This window comes from Mesorhizobium silamurunense (genome assembly GCF_014843905.1).
Classification (GTDB): Bacteria; Pseudomonadota; Alphaproteobacteria; order Rhizobiales; family Rhizobiaceae; genus Mesorhizobium; species Mesorhizobium silamurunense.
In genome coordinates this window covers 1-18,368 of the sequence record NZ_LPVS01000016.1, presented here as the reverse complement: position 1 = coordinate 18,368, position 18,368 = coordinate 1, and the positions used below count along the sequence as shown (strand labels likewise).

Below are 18,368 nucleotides of genomic sequence, written 5' to 3'. Positions count from 1 at the left end.
GGCTTTGATCGAAGCCGAAGCTTTCGGCACGGACCCGTCGGTCCTCAGGTTTCCGCTCGAATAGAGACCTTCGGTCGATGTAACCCCCACATCGATAGTCGCGTCCCACCGCGATGAGGGTCTCTCAACGGAAGGCCTCGCCGCCCGGAAACCCAATGTACACGTTTTTGTTACCTGCTGGAAGTTCAGCGCCATGAGCATGCCCGAACCCTTCAAGGAAGTGCCGCACCGCGGCCTGATCACGGTCGCGCTGATGCTGGCGACGATCATGCAGGCGCTCGACACCACGATCGCCAATGTCGCGCTGCCGACCATGACCGGCGACCTCGGCGCCTCGCCCGACAACATCAACTGGGTGCTGACCTCCTACATCGTGGCCGCGGCGATCATGACGCCGGTCACCGGTTGGCTTGCCGACCGGCTCGGCCGCAAGGAGCTGTTCCTGGCCTCGGTCGTCGGCTTCACCATCTTCTCCATGCTCTGCGGACTGGCCTGGAGCCTGGAGACGATGGTGCTCTTCCGCCTGCTGCAGGGCGTGTTCGGCGCAGCCATCGTGCCGCTGTCGCAGACCTTCCTGCTCGACATCAATCCGAGAGAGCGCCATGGCCAGGCGATGGCCATCTGGGGCGCCGGCATCATGCTGGGGCCGATCCTCGGGCCGACGCTCGGCGGCTGGCTGACCGAGAATTTCAACTGGCGCTGGGTGTTCTTCATCAACCTGCCGGTCGGCATCCTCGCCTTCCTCGGCATGGCCGTCTATCTGCCTGTCGTCGCCAAGCGCGTGCGCAGCTTCGATTTCTTCGGCTTCGCCATGATCTCGCTCGGCGTCGGCGCGCTGCAGCTGATGCTCGACCGCGGCGGCGAGGTCGACTGGTTCTCCTCGACCGAGATCTGGATCGAGCTCGCGCTGTCGATCACCGGCTTCTGGGTGTTCATCATTCACACGGTGACGTCCGAACGTCCCTTCATCGACCCAAAAATCTTCCTCGACCGCAATTTCGTGACCGGCCTGGGCTTCATCTTCGTCATGGGCGTGCTGATCCTGGCCTCGATGTCGCTGTTGCCGCCGATGCTTGCCAATATCTTCGGCTACCCGACCGTCACCATCGGCGTCGTGCTGGGACCGCGCGGCATCGGCACGATGATTTCGATGCTGTTCGTCGGCCGCATCATGCACAGGATCGATGCCAGGATCCTCGTCGCCATCGGCTTCCTGCTTACCGCGCAGTCGCTCTACACGATGGCGAGCTTCACGCCGCGGATGGACAATTGGCTGATTATCTCTTCGGGCGTCATCCAGGGCCTCGGCATGGGCATGGTGTTCGTGCCGCTGTCGGCGGTTGCCTTCGCCACGCTCGACGTGCGCTATCGCACGGACGCCACCTCGCTGTTCAGCCTGGTGCGCAATCTCGGCTCGTCGATCGGCGTGTCGGTGGTTGCGGCACTCATGGTGCAGAACACGCAGATCAACCATGGCGAGTTGTCGGCCTTCATCAACCCGTACAATCCCAATCTGTGGGCGGCCTCGCCGGCTGCGGCCGCCGGCGATCCCGCCGCGCTTTCGCAGGTCGACAGGCTGGTGAATGTCCAGGCGATGATGATCTCCTACATCAACGACTTCAAAATCCTGATGGTGATGACGCTGCTTGCCGTTCCGTTCGTGGTCCTGCTGCGCAAGCCGAAGGCCGCGCCCGCGGGCGGCGCGCCCGCGGCGCACATGGATTGACGTTTCGCGGCGGTCCTCTAGCAGTCGGATTCAGGCGGCGTGCTTGGCGATGATCGCGGGGTCAAAGTGTCCGCTAAAATCTCAGGTATCGGAGGGCCCAACTTCCCGGTAACGGACAATCCGGTCATTGAGGGACATCCGGTACCTCCAACGCCGGGTGCTGCCTGAAGGCGTAACAGTGACCCTATCCAGCCGTTGCAAGCACGCTGCCGGAAGGCCTTGAACGGGTGGAAAATCGCCGTACTGCGCGCCTGTCGGAAACCACGTGATTGCGGAGGGACGTCGCCTGGCCTATGCGCTGAGGCTGGCTCACTCTAGCGTCCGCCCGTTGAATGGAATCGCTACGAAGCTTACGGGCGGACGCGGGCCGCCGCGCTTGAGCACCTTGATCATGGCCTCAAACCCATTGAATCGTTACAGGGCGCGGTCGTCGAGCGAATTTTTCGGCAGCCTATTGATGTGCGACTTGGGACGCTACCGATATCAGTTCCTCGGGTTTCGGCGCCCTGAACGTTTGGAGACCAACCTCCAGAACTTCAGTGAAGCTCCAGCGCACGATGCCCTCCCGGTCGATTAGGAACTGACCGACAAGCTGCCCCTGGCCGGAAGCCATCATCTGCTGATCGGCTTCCGTAATCTCATATCCTTCCTTCTTGTTGAGAAACTCGTTCATTGCCATCACGTCCATAGGTTCTGGCAACTCGCCCGGAAGGTCAATCCGTATCGCCGTGACCGTGTCCATCCCGACCTCGCGCAAGCCGAAAGCACGATGCGAGGCCCGCTCCGGGTCGGACGCGGCGAGAAGGTGGGGCATCGGGTGGTAGCGGAAATAGAGCCGTGCCCGTTCTACCGGCGTATTGACCACTGCTAGGCATTCGACGCCTTTCTCACGCAGAGCCGGATTGAGTTGCGCCATGGCCGCGACGTGACGGCGGCAGAACGGACAGTGCAGACCGCGAAACAAACCGATCAACAACGGGCTACGGCCTCGAAAATCATTGAGCGCAATCTTGCCTTCGCGCGAGATAGCATCGAGCACTATATTGGGCGCTGGGTCGCCCGGCTGCAGTGGGCGGTCAACACTACACATGGACATGGACAAACTCCTCGCCCAAGCTCAGTCGGCAAAAGGCAGCAACACTACATTTCGGGTTGGGCCCGTGCTGGGCGCAAACTCCCGCGCCAGAGCAAACAGCGTTCGGCCTCTGCCATATTGCCGAGGTCAAGATTGCAAGCCCATCATAGCACGAAAAAGCATCTGCGGCTCACGCGTATCGCGAGCCGTCTCGGGCGCCGCGGCAAACAGTGGCGCGTCTCATCCGTGCCATGGGACGACCACAGCGGCGAGACCGACAGGATCTTTCAGATGCGTTCTAACGGTGCTCAACGTCTTGAAACTTGGGCGGCTTCGATGTGACCGGAGCCAATGTGGCGAATGAATTTCACTCGGTAGCACTCCCGAATTGTTGTTCTGAAGGTCAGGTTCCGAAGCTTGTTTTTTGACGCTGAAGTCTGCGGCGACTAGGGTCGTCAACGGATCGTATCACGACACTTGCGAGGCTTTTCCAAGGATAACGAGGGGCATCCCAACAGGCTAGTCATCATCGAATTCAAGAAGCCTGGCGCCGACATCTTCGACAACAACAAGGCGCTCCTACAGTGCCGCCTCTATGCCAGCGAGCTCGTCGACCGGATCGAGACGGTGCGGGAAGTGTTCGCCTTCTCGGTCGTCGAGATCGATGACGAATTCTATAAAGACATGAAGCGTACCGGGTTCAAGGACGTGTTCTCGCTAAGCGAACGGGTGGTCTATGACGACTTCGCCATCGGCACAGACGACGATATTCCGCTGCACCTCTATGTAATGCCGGCCGCCTCGCTTATTACCGACGCCAAGGCGCGCAACCGAGTTTTCGAGGAGGTGCTGCGGTTCAACATGGCCCAGGCCTCGTCGGCGGTCGTGGTCCCTGCGCCGGATCCTGTGCCAGCCGAATAATCGCGCGGCGGCTTTTAATATCTTCCTCTAAGACGTTGGATGGCTGAGATGAGGCGCGAAGCAGTCGGTCACGTCGGCTGTCCCAACGTCCGCTTGCATCACTTGACCACCGAAAGCCGACGGGCAGGAAACCGCCCCACTCCAGTCATTTAGATATAACTAATGTCTGGCGGGTCCTTCTGGCTGATGGCGGAGCCGCCCGCAGGCGGCGGCTCTTCGGTCTCAACGACCCAGCACCAGAGCCCAGTAACGCAGGCTGGGGTCGCGGCCGTCGCGCACATAGGCCAGCCCGAAGCGGCCGAAATCCGGGTCGAGCATGTTGCGGCGGTGGCCGTCGGAATGCATCCAGATGTCGAACAGTTTTTGCTGGTCGAAGCGGCCCTCGGCGATGTTCTCGCCCGCAGCGCCGCGCACCCCGTTACCCTTCATGCGCGAGGCGAAATCCTTGCCCCAGCCCGTGGTGTGGCTCATACGGGCGCGCGAGGCCATGTAGCCGGCCTGCTGGAGTGCGGCCTGTTCGAGCTGCGCATCCGGGACCAGCGCCGGCAGTCCGGCTGACGTCCGGATCGTGCTCAACGTGGTGGCGGCGGAGGACGACACGCCTGAGCCTTCGCCGGTCGGCAATGATACGGTGCTGCAGGCCGCGATGCCGGCAAGCGCCGCAAGGCCGACGGCCTTGAGCAATATGCGTCTGTCGAGAATGAGGGATTCGGTGGTCAGGCTGGTCATCCGGCCTCTGATACCGGCGATCATGGCTTTTGCCGGGCAGGCGATGAAAATCGCGTAAAGCGGCGACAACTCCCGGAAGATCGGCTATCATCGCCGCGTTCTTGAAAGTGGCAGCCACGGGCGGCCACCCAGGCGGTGACCGCGGAATACGGAGGACGGTTATGGCTGGTTTTCATGTCATGGCGGACGCGCGAGGGATGCATGTGCAGCCCACGGTGCGCCATATCACCACGTCGGATCTGTGGGATGCGTTGCGGCTCGGCGCCGAGGATTTCTGGGCCAAGCCTTCGCACTATGTGTTCCTGTGCCTGATCTATCCGATCGTCGGCCTGATCCTGACGCGGTGGAGCTCCGGCTCCAACGCCATCCAACTCGTCTATCCGCTGATGTCGGGCTTCGCGCTGATAGGCCCGTTCGCAGCCATCGGCCTCTATGAGATCAGCCGCCGGCGCGAGCTCGGCATGAGCAGTCGCTGGCACCATGCGCTCGACGTGCGCCATTCGCCGGCGCTGCCCTCGATCGCGGTGATCGGCGTCCTGCTCTTCGCGCTCTTCCTTTTGTGGCTGTTCACCGCGCAGACGATCTACACCAGCCTGTTCGGCGCCGAGCCGCCGGCATCGGTCGGCGCCTTCCTGCGCGACGTGCTGACGACCGGCAGAGGCTGGACGCTGATCCTGCTCGGCAACGCTGCGGGCTTCGTCTTTGCGGTCGTGGTGCTTGCCACTACCGTGGTTGCGTTCCCGCTGCTGCTCGACCGCGATGTCGGCGCCGTATCGGCGATCGAGACTTCGGCGCGCGCGGTGATGGCCAACCCGCTGCAGATGGCGCTCTGGGGCCTGACCGTCGCCGTGCTTCTGGTGATCGGCTCGATCCCGCTGTTTGCCGGCCTTGCCGTCGTCGTGCCTGTCCTCGGCCATTCGACCTGGCATCTCTATCGCAAGGTGATCGAGCCGGAGCAGATCCGACCGGTCCGTCGGCCGATGTAGGGGGGCCTCGCCAGCTACCTTTGGGCTTCGGTCGCCATCTTCAGGGCGAGCGCCGTCAGTACCGTGCCCATCATCCAGCGCTGGACGACCAGCCAGAACGGCCGTCCGGCAAGGAAGGTGGCGATCGAGCCTGCCGTCACGGCGATGATGGCGTTGACGGTGAGGCTGATCGAGATCTGCGTCACGCCGAGCACCAGAAGCTGCGACAGGACATGGCCCTTCGCCGGGTTGATGAACTGTGGCAGCAGCGAGAGATAAAGCACCGCCACTTTCGGGTTGAGCAGGTTGGTCATCAGCCCCATGACGAACAGCTTGCGCGGCCTGTCCTTCGGCAGCTCGCGCACCTGGAACGGCGAGCGGCCGCCTGGCCTCAGCGCCTGCCAGGCAAGCCACAGCAGGTAAAGCGCGCCGCCAATGCGCAGCGCGTCATAGGCGTAAGGCACCGCGAAAATGAGCGCCGTGATGCCGAAAGCGGCCGACAGCACATAGAACAGGAAGCCCAGCGCCACGCCGCCCAGCGAGATCAGCCCCGCCTTCGGCCCTTGCGACAGCGAGCGCGAGATCAGGTAGATCATGTTCGGCCCGGGTGTGAGCACCATGCCGAGGCAGATCAGCGCGAAGGTCAGATGGTTGGCGGCGTCGGGCACGGCTTTGATCTCCAGCGCCTGCGGCATGGACGGTCCGATGCCGGCGAGCATCCGACATGTGCCTTGTGCCGCGAACGCGCGCAAGGGCTTGCCGGCGTCGGCCGTTGCGCCAGAGCGGGCGGATGCCGCGGGTGGCGCTGCGCAGCCCCGAACGGAGGCTGTCGTCTCCGGGCGTTGGTAGCCTTTTACTCACCGACGACCGAGGTCGCCGGACGAGGCGAGGTTATCGGATCGGCATGACGAAGGACGATCTTCCACGCGCCTTCCTCCCGCCGAAATATAGTGGTGGTTCGAAGTGTAATCGGCACCAGCTTGTCGCTGCCGCCGACCTTGGATCGGACCCTCTCAATCTCAATGATGTAACCCAAATCCGTCGTTGCGTACTCGGAAATGCGCTCAAAGCCGATAACCTCGCCGTCCCGATAGTTGGTAGCGGCGCGGTCCATCGTTTCGGCAGCTTTCTTCCATCCTTTGGCCGGCGGGCCGAACGGATTGGCGATGACGACGTCATCCCGTTGTGAGTAGAGACTCTTCAAAGGCTCGGGATCGCCCTTGACGAAGGCATCCACGGCTAAATGATCCTGCTCGATGAGTTTCGCGAGGTCGGCCAACATCTCAGCATCCTCAGATGATAGGGAAAGAGGATACTATCTGAAAACCAGCCCCCGATCCTGCCTTTTCACGCTGGGCGCGCCAGCAATCGTTTATGTGCCTCACCCAACAACCCGCAAATTCGACAGCTCGTTCGCGATTTCCTTGAAATTGTCGGACAGCGTCGCGCCGGTCGCGTTCCAGAACAGCTTGGCGGGCTTGCTAGGGTCGGTCGGATCCTTGCGGAAGCGGGAGTCGGACGAGCAGGTCTTCAGCGCGTCCATCGCCTTCTTGTCGCCGGCGTCGGTCGAGGACATGTCGAGCGCAACCGTGATCCGCTCGTGGCTGGTGACGACCTTCATGTCCCGGTAGAGCGAGAAGCGGCTCAGCACCTGGCTTTCCTCGTCGCCCCAGCCGGTGCCCTTCTTGTACCAGATGCCGTTGATCTTGTCGGCGTATCTGTCCGAAGCGTTGAGCGTCGACCAGTCGAAATTCTCGTCGGCGATCGGCGACAGCCCGTAGACGTCCATCCAGGAGGCGTTGTCGTTGTCCGGCCCGACATTGACCGACGCGGCGAAGGGCACGAGGCTGAACTGGACCGGCTTGTCGATCTGCTTGATCTGCGCCGCCTGCTGGGCGAGGGTGTCGACGAGCTGTTTGGCGGCCTGCTTGAGCAGGTCGATGCGCTTCTGCCCAGTGCCGGATCCCTTCGTCGACATCGACCCCGAATTGTCGAGCACCATCGCCACTTCCAGCGTGTTCTTCAGCCGCACCTGCGAGCACGGTCCGAGCGTGATCGGCTTGTTCGCATCACCTTCGGACGTGCCGTTGAGCAGAGCCGCCGCCGGGTAGAAATAGGGGTGGTAGTTGAGCGTCGCGCACAAGGTCACCAGGCCGCCGCCGGCCTGGCTGCTGGGCAGCGTCACGTCGAGCGAGATCGTCGCCGGGTCGATGGTGTTGAGGTTGGCGTTGAAGAAGTCGACCGCATAGGCCTTGATCTGGTCGTCGGTGGCGCCTTCCGCCAACCGCCTCGCGGCGGCAAAATTCGCGGCGTCGAGCGCATTCAGCACCATCTGCTTCTGGCGGTTGAGCTCGGTGAAATCGACGGCGATTGCCAAGGCGCCCGTCAGCGGCACCATGGCGATCACCGTCACGAGGGCATAATTGCCGCGCCGGTCGCGGCAAAATCGAAGCCAGAATTCGCGCATCTGTCGTAAGCGGCTCCTCTTTCGAATCAACCGACGATGCGCAGGTTCGACAATTCGTTGCCGATTTCCCTGAAGTCGTCCGACAGCGTGGCGCCGGTCGAGTTCCAGAACAGCTTCGCCGGTTTGCTTGGGTCGGTCGGGTCCCTGCGGGAGTGCGAGTCGGAAGAGCAGGCCTTCAGCGCATTCATCTGGGCCTTTTCGGCCGTATTGCTCGCATCGAGATCGAGTGCGATGGTCAAGACAATGACGCCGGCCGTCTTTGCATTATCGCAAAGCGTAGCGAAATGCTCGTTCATGGCCTTGGTATAATTGGCACTCGAATAGTCCGTCTTGCTGACGCTGCTGCTGGTGCCGAGGAACGGGCGGCCATAGCTGTAGGTCGTGTTGTACGGCTTCGCATAAGCCAAGGCCGAATAGGTAGATTTGGCGCCGGCCAGGTCGTTGGCTCCAAGCGAATTTGGTGTGTAGTAGGTGTTGGCGCCGTCCGTCAGGACGATCAGGATCTTGTCATTGCCCCTTTCACTTTCGGGCCTGCCTTCGGTAAACGGGGCCGCACTGGAAAGGGTCCTCCAGCCCCAGGCCATGCCTTCCGGCACGTTGGTGGCGCCGCTGGCGGCCATAGCGTCGATGGCTGTCTTGACGGACGTGGCGGCCGCTAAGGTCGATACGTCGGTGAGCGGTGTGATCGCAGTAGTGCTGCAACTTGTATTCGGCCCGGCGTTCATCCCGTAGGCGGGGGTGACAGCGGTACCCGGAGTGAAATATTTCGGCATGTAGCACTGCCGTTCTGCGTCGGTGTCTGTCGACCCATCGAGATGCCAATTGCTGTAAGCGGGACGCGAAAAGCTGTCGATGTTGTCGGTTTCGTCTGGGGCAAACATCGGCACGAACAATGTCGCAGGGATAGCCGTGGAAGCGGCGGTGTCCTGGATATTGTAGGGATACGGCCGGGATTCAACGCACCCGCCCCAACTCGCTATACTGGCATAGTTTGGCGTCGTGGTCGTCGTGCAAACCTTGTTGTTGCCTTTGCCCGTACATGTCGTGTTGGAGGTGATCGACGCCACACGCTGCATCTGTTTGTAGAGCGAAGTGCGCGTCAGTGGCTGGTCCTTTTGGGTCGCATCCCACCCGCTGCCACGCGCGTACCAAGCGCTGCCGACCGGTTGCACATATTTGCTCGATCCCCACGGCGACGCCGCCTGGCTCATCGTCGTCCAGTCGAAATTTTCGTGATGGATGGGCGAGATTCCCGTCGTGTCCATCCAACTTGCGTATTCATTCCCGGTTCCGACATTGACCGAGGCGGCGAACGGGACGAGGCTGAACTGGACCGGCTTGGCTACTTGTCTCATCAGTTGCGCCTGGCCGGCCAACTGGTCGACAAGCTGCTTGGCAGCGCTTTTCAGCAAATCGAATCGCACCTTGTTCGAGCCATGGCCGAGCTCGGTCATGGACCCGGAATTGTCGAGAACTAGCGCCACCTCGAGCGTGTTCCTGAGCCGGATTTCCGACCTCGCCGAGAAATTGACTACCGGGTCCCCCGTCGTCCCGCCAAGCAGCATCGCCGCCACCGGCACGAAATAGGGGTGGTATTTCAGGGATGCCTCCATCACCAGCGTGCCGCCGCCTGCATTGTTGTTGGGCAGGGTGACGGTCAGCGTCGTGTTGGTCGGAAGGACATGCCTGAGATTGGCCTCGAAGAACTGCTCGGCATAGGCTTTGGCATCAGTGTCGCTCGCTCCGGCAAGGATCTGCTGCGCCGCAGCAAGACCGGCCGCATCAAGCGCGTTCAGTGTCTCCTGTCTCTCTCGGATCAACTCGGTGTAGTCGACGGCAAGCGCCACGCCGCCCATCAGCGGTATCATTGTGATGACCGTCATCAGGGCATAGTTGCCCCGCCTGTCGCGGACAAATTCGCGGATCATTGCGCTTGGCCCCCGCCAAAGACCCATGGTGAGATACGACCATAGTCGTAATTGATGTGCTACCATGGTCATAAATCGTTAAATTTCAGCTTGCGCGAAACAATCAAGAACACACCGCCATTTTGACGGCGCATTAACCCTGTGCTTCCGAACGGGCGATATCGGAGCCCGCCCCGCCGGCGATGGCGAAAGCTGGTGACAGGATGGAATGCTTCGGTTATGCGGGACCGGCCGTGGCGGCCTCCGAACCAAAGGATGGCTGTCGCGGCTTTGCCTAAGATCAGCCTCGGGAAAACGGCATGGCGGATTCGCCGGACATCATCGCTTCGCTCGCCGATCTGACAGGAAGTTACGCGGCCATTCTGTGCGACGTGTGGGGTGTGGTGCACAATGGCGAATGGCACTTTCCCGTCGCCGCGGAGGCGCTCGCCCGGGCGCGCGCGGCAAAACAGCCGGTGGTGCTGATCACCAATTCGCCGCGCCGCAGCGCCGACGTCGTTGCGCAGATGAATGCGATCGGCGTTCCGGCAGATGCCTATGACCGTGTCGTCACCTCGGGCGACGTCACGCGTGACCTCATCGCCGAGGGTCCGAGGAAGATCTTCCACATCGGGCCCGAGCGGGACTTCACCCTCTATGACGGCCTGGACGTCGAGCTGGTGGAGGAGTTCGAAGCCTCCGGCATCGTCTGCACCGGGCTCTATGACGACGAGGTGGAGAAGCCGGCCGACTATGCGGAGCTGCTGCAGCGGCTGCGCGCCCGCAACCTGCCTTTCATCTGCGCCAATCCCGATATTCTGGTGGAGCGCGGCGAGCGCACCATCTGGTGCGCCGGCGCGCTCGCGCGCGACTATGCGCAGCTCGGCGGCCGCACGCTGATCGCCGGCAAGCCTTTCGCGCCGATCTACAGCCTCGCCATGAAGGAGGTCGCCGGCCTCATCGGCCACGCGGTCGAGCGCAAACAGGTTCTCGCCATCGGCGACGGCATGATGACCGACGTCAAGGGTGCCGCCGACAACGGCTTCGACGTGCTCTATGTCTCGGGCGGCATTCATGCACGCGACTATGGCGACCCGCTGCAGCCAGATCCCGAAAGGCTGGCGGGTTTTCTCGCAAAGCACGGCTATCGGCCGGTCGCCGTCATCCCGCGGCTGCAATAGGCTGGTAGCGTGGCCATGACGGGCGCCTCTGACATGACGCAAGCTTTCGAACGCATTTCGGCGGTCGCGCCGTTGCCTGCCCATCTGCGCGGCGGCGTCGTGGCGATCGGCAATTTCGACGGCGTCCACCGCGGCCATCTTTCGGTGCTGGAGCGGGCGCTGGCCGAGGCCAGCCGCCGCGGCGTGCCGGCCCTGGTGCTCACCTTCGAGCCGCACCCGCGCAAGGTATTCAGGCCGGAGGTGCCGCTCTTCGTGCTGACGCCGCCGCCGATGAAGGCGCGGCTCCTGGCCAGGCTCGGCTTTGCCGCCCTCGTCGAGCAGCCGTTCACACGCGACTTCGCCGCGCTCTCGGCCGAGGCTTTCGTAACCGATGTGCTGGAAAACAGGCTCGGCATCAGCCATGCCGTCACCGGCTTCGACTTCCACTTCGGCAAGGACCGCCAGGGCGGCCCGGCCTTCCTGATGGCGGCCGGCGAGCGCCACGGCTTCGGCGTCACGCTGGTCGATGCCTTCCGCGACGAGGGCGCCGAGGTGGTCTCGTCGAGCCGCATTCGCGCTTTGCTTTGCGAAGGCGAGGTAGCAGAGGCCGCCGGCCTGCTCGGCTACCGCTTCACCGTCGAGAGCGAGGTGATCGGCGGCCAGCAGCTCGGCCGCACGCTTGGCTTCCCGACCGCCAACATGAGGCTTTCGCCGGAAGCCACTCTGAAGGAAGGCATTTACGCCGTCCGCTTCCGCCGCGCCGACGGCACGCTTCACGATGGCGTCGCCAGCTTCGGGCGCCGCCCGACCGTCGACGACAATGGCGCGCCGCTGCTCGAAACCTATGTCTTCGACTTCTCCGGCGATCTCTATGGCGAGATCTGCCAGGTGTCGTTCTTCGGCTATCTGCGCCCCGAGCTGAAGTTTGATGGGCTCGATGCGCTGGTGGCGCAGATGAAGCTCGACGAGGCCGAGGCGAGGGCGCTGCTCGCCGGCGTTCGCCCGCTTTCCGAGCTGGACGCCGCGATCTGCTTCTAGAGCAATTCCAGGAAAAGTGTTTAGCGGTTTTCCGTCCGGAATTGCGTAAAAAACAACCGACGGGCTGCTACCTCTTCAGCGCCAGGCCGATGGCAATGAAGCTCCAGCCCTGGAAGATCAGGTCGACGGCCAGGAACATGCCGAGCACCCACAGGCTGTTGACCGGCCAGCCCATGGCGATGATCAGGCCAAGCAGGATTGTGATGATGGCGGCCGCGAGCAGCCATCCCCAGCCTTGCTCCGGCCGGTGATTGAAGGCGACCCACGCCCTCAGCAGCCCGGAAGCGACGAGGGCGATGGCGAGCAGCAACGTCAGCACCGCCGAGGCAAGCAACGGGTTGTCGAAGGCGAAGAAGCCGGCGACGGCGTAGAGCAGGCCGCTCGCCAGCCAATAGAAGAAGCGCCCCCAGGTCTTGACCCCGAAAGCATGGATGATCTCGATGGCGCCGGCCATCAGCATCAGCCAGCCGACGACATAGACCGAAGCGACGGTGGCGATGAACAGATTGCCGAAGGCGATGCCGCCGAAAATCAGGAGCAGCACGCCGAGTGCCACGAACCATCCCCATTTGTCGCGCGTCCGTCCGATCGCATCTTGCAAGGTCATGGTCGCATCTCCCTCCAGATCTGGCCGCGCATCCTGCGGTTGAAGGAAAGGTAATCCCAATGGCATTACCCGTCCAGCGCGGTGGCTATTGCCAAGATGCACCGAAGCTGGTGTCATTTCATTTTGCGCTAGGGAGGTATGGCGATGAAGCGATCTTCTGGGCTCGCCCTGTTTTCCTCGACTCTCGCTCTGTGCACTGCCGCTTCGGCTCCCGCTTTCGCGGCGCAGCCCGGCGATCCGCCGGACGGCATCGCCAAGATAGAAACGGTGGTCGTCATCTTCGCCGAGAACCGCGCGTTCGATAATCTCTATGGCCATTTCCCCGGTGCCGAGGGCATCGACAAGGCGAGCAAGGAAAGCCTAGAGCAGCGTGACCGCGACGGCTCGGTGCTGTCCGAATTGCCGCCGGTCTGGGACGGACTGACCGCCAAGGGCGTCACGCCGCCGGTGACGCAGGCGATGACGGAGCACCTTCCAAACGAGCCCTTCACCGTGAACGACGCGAAAGGTTTCAACGTTCCGCTCAGCGTCGCAACGCACGATCTATGGCACCGTTACTATCAGAACCAGATGCAGATCAACGGCGGCAAGAACGACATGTTCGTCGCCTGGGCCGATTCAGGCGCCATGCCGATGAGCAACTGGGACGCCTCCAAGACCGACATGTGGGCGGTCGCGCAGAAATACGTGCTGGCCGACCATTTCTTCATGGGCGGCTTCGGCGGCTCTTTCTTCAATCACCAGTGGCTGGTCTGCGCCTGCGCGCCTTATTACCCCGATGCCGACAAGAACCCGGCCAAGCCGTCGATCTCGGTGACGGACGATAGCGGCACAGCGCTGAAGATCGCGGACAATTCGCCGAAATCGGCGCGCGACGGTATCCCGAAATTCGTCTCCGACGGCAATCTGACGCCGGATTTCTATGCGGTCAACACGATGCAGCCGCCTTACCAGCCGAGCGGCAACGATCCGGCGCCTGGCGGCGATCCGCGCATGGCGGATCCGGCCAAGCCGACGACATTGCCGCCACAGACGGAGCCGACGATCGGCGACATGCTCAGTCTCAAGCACGTCAGCTGGGCGTGGTATTCGGGCGCCTGGCAATACTCGCTCGACCACGGCAATCACACACCGACCCCGAATTTCCAGTATCATCACCAGCCGTTCAACTACTACGCCAACTATGCTCCGGGCACCGAGGCCAGGCGCGAGCATCTGCGCGACGCGGGGCTCGGCGGCGTGAGCTTCATCCAGGCCATCGACGACGGCGCCCTGCCGCAGGTCTCCTTCTACAAGCCGCAGGGCAATCTCAACGAGCATTCCGGCTATGCCGACATCCAGGCCGGCGACCGCCATATAGCCGATGTCGTCGCCCATCTGGAGAAAAGTCCGCAATGGCCGCATATGCTGGTCGTCGTCACCTATGACGAGAACGGCGGCATCTGGGATCATGTCGCTCCGCCCAAGGGCGACCGCTGGGGACCGGGCACGCGCATCCCCGCGATCATCATTTCGCCTTTCGCCAAACACGGCTATGTCGATCACACGCCCTATGACACGACGTCGATCCTGCGCCTGATCACCGAGCGCTTCGAACTGCCTGTACTGCATGGCATCGTGGTGCGCGACAAGGCCGTGGCCGCGCATGGCGAGCCGCCGCTCGGCGATCTTACCGGCGGGCTCGACCTCAATTGAAGGGCCGTATCCGGAGGACGAAGATGGACGTCGACAGGATTGTCGCCCTGGTCACTGCCGACGGCATCGAGCTCACCGACCGCCGCCGTAGTGCAAAAGGCGACGGCTGGTCCCTCAGCTTCTCCAACGGCGCCACGGTGGAGGTCAGTGACGACGGATCGGCGCGCGTTTCGGGCAAGGGTGCCAAGGCGGTGACCAGGCTGCTGGACCTGCCGGCCGCACCGCGCGGCGCCTGATCCGACGACGTCGCGCCTACGGCTACCGCCTTCGTTACGGATTTTCACCAAGCCGCGCCGTGGCGTGACAGAGCGCGCTTTCTCTTGTTTGCCGCCAAAGACGTCACGAGGTGGACGCAGCGACGTCCGGTCGTACGCCGCGTCCGAACTCGACGTCCCCAGCTGCGTTCCGCTGGTGCGACTTCGCCGCTTAGCGGACACTGCCCGGATTGCGCTGAGGTTGCGCCAGAAGCGGGCATTGGAGCTTCGTCGCTCCCTCTGCATGCTGCCTCAACGCCAGAAGCGCCTGGTATTGACAAAGGCGTCGTGTGCTTCCGCGGCATCCTTGAGAAGCTTGGACTTGTCGTCGGCGCTGAAGAGATCCTTCGCACCAGCCACGTCCGAAAGCTCCAGCGCTGCCAGCATATCGGGGGCGGTAGCGATATCGTTGAGTTCGCCGAGATGATCCTGCAGGCCCTTCATCGCCTCGATGAACCGTCGATGGCGTTTGGCTTCCGCCTTGCTGTTGTAAAGCGGCTCGAAGAACTCGGCCGCATAGCGCAGTTTCTTTGCGGCGATGCGCACTTTATGGCGGGTCTCGTCATCGGCATCGATGAGATTGCTGCCGCCCTTCGCCACCTTTTTCCAAAGTTTATCAAATACATCCGAGGCGAAATCCCTTGACGACTGTTCGTGCAACATTTCGTCCGAATGGGTTCGCCAGTCCCCGATGGAAATCCACTCAGTGACATCGATCATCAGGGAGCGGGCGCGTATTGAGGAGAACGATGCTTCGACCGCCGCATAGGCGTCGTCGCGCGATTCTTGAAGACGGCTTGAAAGAGCCCCGCTGGAAGCGCGACCGATCATCACGTCGATATTGCGTGCATCGCCAAGTTCCGAGGCGAGCCATTTCAATTCTTCTCGCAGGTAGTCAAAACGGCTGTCGTCGAATAGCGACTTGCAGATCGAGCATAGGGAGCGCAGCCGTCGCAGCGACACGCGAGCCTGGTGCAGGGCGTCGGCATCGCGAGACCAGCCGAGCGCCGTTTCATTGAGCCGAAACTGTCTGAGACATGCCGCTGCGATACGCGCGAAAGCCGTTGCCGCGCTCATCTCGGAAGTGAGCGGGGTCGCGGCGGATTTCACGGCACCAGGAGCCGAACCAAGCAGACGATAGCCCCGTTCCGCTTTGCTCAGCACGCCGAGATGCGCCGGCGTGATCAGGTCGACTTTCCGGGCGAGCGCAAACAGCGCTGTCGGTGAGCCCGCCTTCTTTTCCAACTCGATCTCGCAGACCGGCGCCTCGCGATCGGCTGCAACGACCTTGCCAAGATCCAGAGCGACCTCGACCGTATCGTCGCCATCGATCACATTCCAACGATGCCGTTTGACATGAACCTCGAACAAGGGCGCGAGCTTTGGGCCATCCCCTGCAAGCAGGTCTCGGATCTGCGGATCGTCAAGTACCGGTGTGTCGCCGGCGACCGGTCGCTCCCATTCCTCGCGTGTGAACGATCCGGCCGCGGCGCCATCGCCGACTTTGACGGTCTGTATCCTTTCATTTCCCGATTGCCGAATGCGAAACGATAGGCCGCGCTTGGACAGGTCCCATCCGGAGGTATCGAAATAGATGGATCTCTGCTGAAGAATGGTGGGCGAGGATGCGAACGGATTTTTCTTGAGGAGCGACCGCGCACCCGATTGCGAAAGCTCGAGCTTCAGTTCCGTTTCCTGCATGATGTCCTCGGCGCCGCCTCGCTTCACGGCAATCGAAGGGACCCCACCTGCATGGTGCGTCATAAAGCTGTCACAAACAACCGCCCGCCTCGACCAACTGTGGCTGGACCTCAAGCCGGCACACGACAATGCGCGAAGCGGAACCACACTTCTCGGTCCTCGTTCACCCGATGATGCAAGAGAAGGACAAATGTGATGGCTACCAAAGAAAAAAAGAAGAAGGCGAGCCGCGTTGTGAAGGGGCAAGAGCTGGAGGTAGAGCACCTGACGGAAATTGCCGACGTCACGCCGAAACAGGCGCGCGCCTTGTTGCGGAAGCATGGTGCCGACTGGACCAAGCTCAAGGACGAAGCTGAAGATTTGAAGGAAGACTGAACTGTCGGAACAGCTTCCCCATTCCGAGCGGCACCGGCCGGCCGGCTGGTTGCGCCGTTGCGGCGAAGCGCTTTCGCCCTAAATGAGACAGCCGACCCGCCCGGAACGCGCGCTGGCTCGTCTCCCATTGTAACGTGAATTTAGTTTCAGCTAACGAAGGCGCTCTGCTAAAATTGTTAGTGGGGAGCCAGGGACGGAGTTTCCCAATGGATGCAACGGAATTAAGGACGATCAGCGACACTCTGATGCGGATTGTGACGCCGGATATGACGCCGAAACAACTATTGAAGGCGGCAAGGAGGGAACACCCGGACGCGTCAAAGAAAGACATCGCCCGCGCGGCGTTCTTTTCGATTATCGCTAACGCCGACCAGGATCACGGAAAGGTCAAAAACCTACAGGCATTCGCCATCGCAGGCCGAGTGAGCGGCGACGCTTAGTGAGGCGAGCCCGTGCGTCCTAATGATTGCCGAACACTCTGCAACTTATCGCGGACGGGCTGAGAAACCAGCGATATCACTCCGACGCGGTCGGGCGGCCAAAGCCCGTCCGACCAAATGGAAGAAGACCGGCGCAATAAACCCCAGGGACTAGGCACGACTTCGGTCTCGGATGCCTGAGGCGATCAGGCAGTCTTGCGTTCCTTCAAAGCCTTCTCAAAGGCATCCTTGATCGGCTTGGACATGTCCTCGCCAGCTCTCATCATCGCGGCCTTGAGGCCTCTGGCCTGTTCAGCGGATTTTTCGATCTGCTTGTGAAGGAAAGCGGTCTGCAGTTCGATGCACTCGGACAGCGACTTCGCGGCAACCAGAGCCTCAAGGTGCGCGAAGCCGGCTTCGGCATTGTCTCTCAGAGCCGCAATCATCTTCAGGGACACTTCGTTGCCGGTGGTCTTGGCCATTTCAAAGGTCGACTCAAGAGCCTTTTGTGTCGTTTCGGCGTCCGAACTCAATTTGGAAAACGCTTGCGTCGACTGCTCAACGCCCTGGTCGACAACAGCGCGAACTTGCTCGGTAGCTTTGGACGGGTCGAAGGCGGGGGATTCGACATTTTCGATCGTTTCGGTCTTGCCGGGGAGCTTGGACATTTTTCCATCCTTTTTCCAGGGACTGCCTCAAAACAAAGCCGTCCCCATCATGTACGAGACCGTCGCAACGGATTTATGTAACCGGCATGAATTTGCGCGCGACACCGAATGTGCCGTTGCGACCCGTTGACGATGCTTCGTGCAATTCACCGCCTCAGGCGGATCTGAACGTCCGCGGTTACGATTACTCCTCCGAAAGAAGCCAGTCCGCTATCGTGAAGAGTTTCGGGCGCCGGCAGGCGTACGAAAGTCCCCGAGGAAGGAACCCGCGGGCCACAGGCGATGACTATGGGGATTTCGGATTTCGGCAGATGTCGGCGATGGCTCGACCGTCTTCGGGAAGGGCTGGGGTGAATGCGGACAGACCGCTTCGTTGCACCTCGGCGCGGTGTTGTCGGGACGGTGGGCGGCTGGGCGCGGCTCTGTCGGCAACGATAATCACCATGGACGTGCGTCGATCCGTTGCCGCAAGCTGAGCGCCTGCAGCTGAAGGCTGAACCATTCCATGCCGGGTCATGGCGTGCTGCTCCCGGTCGACGGGAAGCCGTGTGGCGGCCCGCGCGGCTGCCTCCATCGTTCGAACACCTCGATCACGATCATGCGGCCACCACAGCAGGGGCATGGTGGGCGGAAGTCGTCCGGTCCTTCCGTGGTGTCGTCA

The 18,368-nt window shown here is 62.0% G+C and carries 17 protein-coding genes and 2 pseudogenes; 9 read left to right on the top strand and 10 right to left on the bottom strand.

Annotated elements, in window-relative coordinates; all coding sequences use genetic code 11:
* The first annotated feature begins 193 nt into the window (after window positions 1-193).
* On the top strand, window positions 194-1,726 hold the full coding sequence (locus AU465_RS03915) for a DHA2 family efflux MFS transporter permease subunit (protein ID WP_192244219.1): 1,533 nt from the start codon (window positions 194-196) through the stop codon (window positions 1,724-1,726).
* Between the two features lie 451 nt (window positions 1,727-2,177).
* Here AU465_RS03915 and AU465_RS03910 read toward each other — a convergent pair whose 3' ends face one another.
* Entirely contained in the window at window positions 2,178-2,822 is a 645-nt protein-coding gene (locus AU465_RS03910) for a peroxiredoxin-like family protein (RefSeq protein ID WP_192244217.1), read from the bottom strand.
* A 456-nt stretch (window positions 2,823-3,278) separates the two neighbouring features.
* Between AU465_RS03910 and AU465_RS03905 the strand changes: the two genes are divergently transcribed.
* The gene (locus AU465_RS03905; protein WP_192244216.1) at window positions 3,279-3,722 is read left to right on the top strand and encodes a hypothetical protein; all 444 of its coding nucleotides are present in this window, start codon (window positions 3,279-3,281) and stop codon (window positions 3,720-3,722) included.
* 222 nt (window positions 3,723-3,944) lie between these two features.
* Here AU465_RS03905 and AU465_RS03900 read toward each other — a convergent pair whose 3' ends face one another.
* Window positions 3,945-4,451, bottom strand: coding sequence for a CAP domain-containing protein (locus tag AU465_RS03900; RefSeq protein WP_192244214.1), 507 nt, complete (start codon window positions 4,449-4,451; stop codon window positions 3,945-3,947).
* 161 nt (window positions 4,452-4,612) lie between these two features.
* Here AU465_RS03900 and AU465_RS03895 point away from each other — a divergent pair, with 161 nt between their 5' ends.
* Entirely contained in the window at window positions 4,613-5,437 is an 825-nt protein-coding gene (locus AU465_RS03895) for a DUF2189 domain-containing protein (RefSeq protein ID WP_192244212.1), read from the top strand.
* A 14-nt stretch (window positions 5,438-5,451) separates the two neighbouring features.
* Here AU465_RS03895 and AU465_RS03890 read toward each other — a convergent pair whose 3' ends face one another.
* The 4 genes and pseudogenes from AU465_RS03890 to AU465_RS03875 form a co-directional block, all read right to left on the bottom strand.
* Window positions 5,452-6,084, bottom strand: coding sequence for a LysE family translocator (locus AU465_RS03890; RefSeq protein WP_192244256.1), 633 nt, complete (start codon window positions 6,082-6,084; stop codon window positions 5,452-5,454).
* 185 nt (window positions 6,085-6,269) lie between these two features.
* Window positions 6,270-6,698, bottom strand: coding sequence for a YybH family protein (locus tag AU465_RS03885; protein ID WP_192244210.1), 429 nt, complete (start codon window positions 6,696-6,698; stop codon window positions 6,270-6,272).
* 309 nt (window positions 6,699-7,007) lie between these two features.
* Window positions 7,008-7,883, bottom strand: a pseudogene (locus tag AU465_RS03880) (TadE/TadG family type IV pilus assembly protein); the annotation flags it as partial.
* 26 nt (window positions 7,884-7,909) lie between these two features.
* Window positions 7,910-9,811, bottom strand: coding sequence for a TadE/TadG family type IV pilus assembly protein (locus AU465_RS03875; protein WP_192244206.1), 1,902 nt, complete (start codon window positions 9,809-9,811; stop codon window positions 7,910-7,912).
* Window positions 9,812-10,110: 299 nt separating this feature from the next.
* On the opposite strand from AU465_RS03875, the gene AU465_RS03870 reads away from it, so the two are divergent.
* Both AU465_RS03870 and AU465_RS03865 read left to right on the top strand, forming a co-directional pair.
* A complete protein-coding gene (locus tag AU465_RS03870) occupies window positions 10,111-10,971 on the top strand; it encodes a TIGR01459 family HAD-type hydrolase (RefSeq protein ID WP_192244204.1) in 861 nt (286 codons plus the stop codon).
* A gap of 33 nt (window positions 10,972-11,004) precedes the next feature.
* On the top strand, window positions 11,005-11,988 hold the full coding sequence (locus AU465_RS03865) for a bifunctional riboflavin kinase/FAD synthetase (RefSeq protein WP_192244202.1): 984 nt from the start codon (window positions 11,005-11,007) through the stop codon (window positions 11,986-11,988).
* A gap of 67 nt (window positions 11,989-12,055) precedes the next feature.
* Here AU465_RS03865 and AU465_RS03860 read toward each other — a convergent pair whose 3' ends face one another.
* Entirely contained in the window at window positions 12,056-12,595 is a 540-nt protein-coding gene (locus AU465_RS03860) for an HdeD family acid-resistance protein (protein ID WP_192244200.1), read from the bottom strand.
* Between the two features lie 144 nt (window positions 12,596-12,739).
* On the opposite strand from AU465_RS03860, the gene AU465_RS03855 reads away from it, so the two are divergent.
* Together AU465_RS03855 and AU465_RS03850 are read left to right on the top strand one after the other, a co-directional pair.
* The gene (locus AU465_RS03855; protein WP_246505852.1) at window positions 12,740-14,290 is read left to right on the top strand and encodes an acid phosphatase; all 1,551 of its coding nucleotides are present in this window, start codon (window positions 12,740-12,742) and stop codon (window positions 14,288-14,290) included.
* Between the two features lie 23 nt (window positions 14,291-14,313).
* Window positions 14,314-14,526 (top strand): hypothetical protein, encoded by a 213-nt coding sequence (locus AU465_RS03850; RefSeq protein ID WP_192244196.1) that lies wholly within the window; start codon window positions 14,314-14,316, stop codon window positions 14,524-14,526.
* Window positions 14,527-14,796: 270 nt separating this feature from the next.
* Here AU465_RS03850 and AU465_RS03845 read toward each other — a convergent pair whose 3' ends face one another.
* Window positions 14,797-16,308, bottom strand: a complete 1,512-nt coding sequence (locus AU465_RS03845) for a CYTH and CHAD domain-containing protein (protein ID WP_312891186.1) — start codon at window positions 16,306-16,308, stop codon at window positions 14,797-14,799.
* A gap of 132 nt (window positions 16,309-16,440) precedes the next feature.
* Between AU465_RS03845 and AU465_RS03840 the strand changes: the two genes are divergently transcribed.
* Window positions 16,441-16,620, top strand: coding sequence for a hypothetical protein (locus AU465_RS03840; protein WP_140889221.1), 180 nt, complete (start codon window positions 16,441-16,443; stop codon window positions 16,618-16,620).
* Between the two features lie 206 nt (window positions 16,621-16,826).
* On the top strand, window positions 16,827-17,060 hold the full coding sequence (locus AU465_RS03835; protein ID WP_192244194.1) for a hypothetical protein: 234 nt from the start codon (window positions 16,827-16,829) through the stop codon (window positions 17,058-17,060).
* A gap of 185 nt (window positions 17,061-17,245) precedes the next feature.
* Here the strand turns inward: AU465_RS03835 and AU465_RS03830 are convergent, their stop codons facing one another.
* Both AU465_RS03830 and AU465_RS36155 read right to left on the bottom strand, forming a co-directional pair.
* Window positions 17,246-17,707, bottom strand: a complete 462-nt coding sequence (locus AU465_RS03830; RefSeq protein WP_192244192.1) for a phasin — start codon at window positions 17,705-17,707, stop codon at window positions 17,246-17,248.
* 513 nt (window positions 17,708-18,220) lie between these two features.
* Window positions 18,221-18,368: pseudogene (locus AU465_RS36155) on the bottom strand (IS91 family transposase); the annotation flags it as partial.

Excerpts from the sequence above, each read along its gene's own strand:
- AU465_RS03915 (WP_192244219.1), top strand. The coding sequence starts at position 194 with ATGAGCATGCCCGAACCCTTCAAGGAAGTGCCGCACCGCGGCCTGATC.
- AU465_RS03910 (WP_192244217.1), bottom strand. The coding sequence starts at position 2,822 with ATGTCCATGTGTAGTGTTGACCGCCCACTGCAGCCGGGCGACCCAGCG.
- AU465_RS03840 (WP_140889221.1), top strand. The coding sequence starts at position 16,441 with ATGGCTACCAAAGAAAAAAAGAAGAAGGCGAGCCGCGTTGTGAAGGGG.
- AU465_RS03850 (WP_192244196.1), top strand. The coding sequence starts at position 14,314 with ATGGACGTCGACAGGATTGTCGCCCTGGTCACTGCCGACGGCATCGAG.
- AU465_RS03870 (WP_192244204.1), top strand. The coding sequence starts at position 10,111 with ATGGCGGATTCGCCGGACATCATCGCTTCGCTCGCCGATCTGACAGGA.
- AU465_RS03885 (WP_192244210.1), bottom strand. The coding sequence starts at position 6,698 with ATGTTGGCCGACCTCGCGAAACTCATCGAGCAGGATCATTTAGCCGTG.
- AU465_RS03845 (WP_312891186.1), bottom strand. The coding sequence starts at position 16,308 with ATGACGCACCATGCAGGTGGGGTCCCTTCGATTGCCGTGAAGCGAGGC.
- AU465_RS03875 (WP_192244206.1), bottom strand. The coding sequence starts at position 9,811 with ATGATCCGCGAATTTGTCCGCGACAGGCGGGGCAACTATGCCCTGATG.
- AU465_RS03860 (WP_192244200.1), bottom strand. The coding sequence starts at position 12,595 with ATGACCTTGCAAGATGCGATCGGACGGACGCGCGACAAATGGGGATGG.
- AU465_RS03865 (WP_192244202.1), top strand. The coding sequence starts at position 11,005 with ATGACGCAAGCTTTCGAACGCATTTCGGCGGTCGCGCCGTTGCCTGCC.
- AU465_RS03830 (WP_192244192.1), bottom strand. The coding sequence starts at position 17,707 with ATGTCCAAGCTCCCCGGCAAGACCGAAACGATCGAAAATGTCGAATCC.
- AU465_RS03900 (WP_192244214.1), bottom strand. The coding sequence starts at position 4,451 with ATGACCAGCCTGACCACCGAATCCCTCATTCTCGACAGACGCATATTG.
- AU465_RS03835 (WP_192244194.1), top strand. The coding sequence starts at position 16,827 with ATGGATGCAACGGAATTAAGGACGATCAGCGACACTCTGATGCGGATT.
- AU465_RS03895 (WP_192244212.1), top strand. The coding sequence starts at position 4,613 with ATGGCTGGTTTTCATGTCATGGCGGACGCGCGAGGGATGCATGTGCAG.
- AU465_RS03855 (WP_246505852.1), top strand. The coding sequence starts at position 12,740 with ATGAAGCGATCTTCTGGGCTCGCCCTGTTTTCCTCGACTCTCGCTCTG.